Source organism: Actinophytocola xanthii, from assembly GCF_001921205.1.
GTDB classification, from domain to species: Bacteria; Actinomycetota; Actinomycetes; order Mycobacteriales; family Pseudonocardiaceae; genus Actinophytocola; species Actinophytocola xanthii.
Genome location: NZ_MSIE01000165.1, coordinates 1 through 2,531 on the forward strand (window position 1 = coordinate 1; position 2,531 = coordinate 2,531).

Annotated in this window: 1 protein-coding gene; it reads left to right on the plus strand. The window is 77.6% G+C overall.

The features are described 5' to 3' along the window. Positions 1-21: 21 nt before the first annotated feature. Positions 22-2,531, plus strand: a 2,510-nt coding sequence (locus BU204_RS37695) for a type I polyketide synthase (protein WP_143230054.1), incomplete at its 3' end; no start/stop codon positions are given.

A 2,531-nucleotide genomic window follows, 5' to 3' on the forward strand; every position in this document is an offset into this window, starting at 1 on the left:
CACGCGTTTCATTCGGGGTTGATGGACCCGATGCTGGCGGAGTTCCAGGCCGCGGTCGAGGGACTCCCGGTGGGGGAGCCGAGCATTCCGATCGTCTCCACGGTCGCCCCCGGTGCCCGGTTCGACGAGGGCTACTGGGTTCGCCAGGTGCGCGAGCCCGTGCGGTTCGCCGACGCCGTCGCCGCCCTCGGCGAGGCGGGCGTGACCCGCGTGGTGGAGCTGGGACCGGACGGGTCACTCACCGCGGCGGTGGGGGAGATCCTGCCCGAGGTCGTGGCGGTGCCGGTGCTGCGGCGAGACCGGGACGAGGAGGAGACGGCGGTCCGCGCCCTGGCCGCGCTGCACGTCGACGGAGCGACCGTCGACTGGGCCGAGCTGCTCGCCGGCACCGGTGCGTCCGTCGTGGACCTGCCGACCTACCCCTTCCGGCACGAGCGGTTCTGGCCCCCCGCGAGGCCCGTCGGCGACGCCACCGGGCTGGGCCTCGACCGCGCCCGCCACCCCCTGCTCGGCGCGATGACGACCGTCACCACCACCGACCCGAGCGTTGCCGGCACGGCCGTGCTGTTCACCGGGCGGCTCTCGGTCGCCACCCACCCCTGGCTCGCCGACCACGCCGTCGCCGGAACGGTCGTCGTGCCGGGCACGGCGCTGCTGGAGCTCGCGATCCGGGCCGGCGACGAGGTCGGCTGCGGCCGGGTCGCCGACCTGGCGCTGCTCACCCCGCTGGAGCTGCCGGCGGCCGGTGCCGCACAGCTCCAGGTCTGGGTCGGCACCGACCAGACCGGCCAGCGCTCGGTGACGGTCACCGCGCGGCGGGCCGACGTCCCCGACCAGCCCTGGACAACGCACGCCTCCGGCCGGCTCGCCGAGACCGACGAGCAGCCCCCGCCGTTGACCGCGGCGCAGTGGCCGCCCCGGGACGCGACCGAGATCGACCTGACCGACTTCTACGACACCGCAGCCGCCGACGGGTTCGGCTACGGCCCCGCCTTCCGCGGCCTGCGGTCCGCCTGGCGACGCGACACCGAGATCTTCGCCGAGGTCGCGCTGCCGGCCCAGGCCCGGGACGCCGCCGCGTTCGGCCTGCACCCCGCGCTGCTGGACGCCGCCGTCCAGGCCGTCCCGTTCGCCACCCCCGACGAGGCAGGACCACGCCTCCCGTTCGCCTGGGAGGACGTGTCCCTGCACGCCACCGGGGCGACCACGCTGCGGGTGCGGATCACCCCGCGGCCCCACGGAGGCGTCGCCCTCGCCGCCGCCGACACCGCCGGCGCGCCCGTGCTGTCGGTCGGCTCGCTGACCCTGCGCGCACCCGCCCGGGCCGACACCGGCCCGGCCGACGCGTTGTTCACCGTGGACCTCGTTCCGGTCCAACAGCCGCCCAGCCAGCAACCCGAGGTGCACCTCCTCGACCGCGACGCGGACCTCGCCGCCCTGCCCGAGCCGGCGCCGGCCGTGGTGGTCGTCGACCCCGACGGCGCCGAGCGGGCGGACCTCGCCACCGCCGCCCACGAGCGGACCGCCCGCGCGCTCGACCTGGTCCAGGCCTGGCTCGCCGACGAGCGCCTCGACCGGTCCCGCCTGGTGTTCCGCATCCGCCCCGGTGACCCCGGCGATGCCGCCGTCGCCGGCCTCGTGCGCTCCGCCACCGCCGAACACCCCGGCCGGTTCGGTCTCCTCGACGCCCACGACCCCCGGGACGCCGCGACGGCCGCCGCGTTCCTCACCGACGACGAACCCCACCTCGCCGTGCGGGACGGCCGGGTCCACCTGCCGCGCCTGCGGCGCGCCACCCCCACGCCGGACGACACGACCTGGGACCGGGACGGCACCGTCCTGGTCACCGGCGCCACCGGGGGCATCGGCCGTGAGCTGGTCCGCCACCTCCTGGCCCGGGGCTTCCGGCACCTCCTGCTCGCCGGCCGGCGCGAACCGGTCGCCGACCTCGCCGAGCCGGACCCCGAGGTCCGGTTCCTCCCCTGCGACGTCACCGACCGGGACGCCGTGCACGCCCTGGTCCGCGCGGCCGGCGCGGCCCACCCGCTCACCGCCGTCGTCCACGCGGCCGGGGCCGTCGACGACGGGGTCGTCGCCGATCTCACCCAGGAGCGCCTCAGCGCCGTGCTCGCGCCCAAGGTCGACGGGGCCTGGCACCTCCACGAGGCCACCCGCGACCTCGACCTGGCCGGGTTCGTGCTGTTCTCCTCGGCGGCCGGTGTGCTCGGCACGCCGGGGCAGGCCAACTACGCCGCGGCCAACGCCTTCCTCCACGGCCTCGTCGAGCTGCGACGCGAGGCCGGCCTGCCGGCGCACGCCATCGCCTGGGGCGCCTGGACCGTCGGCCTCGCCGCCGGCCTGCCCGACGCCGACCGGGCCCGCGGCGGCTTCCGCACCCTGTCCGTGGCCGACGGCCTCGCCCTGTTCGACCGGGTCACCGCGACCGCCGGCGGCACCCTGCTCGCGGCGCCGCTGGACAGGGCGGCGCTGCGGGCACGGCCGCTCGTCCCGCCGTTGCTGCGCGAGCTGGC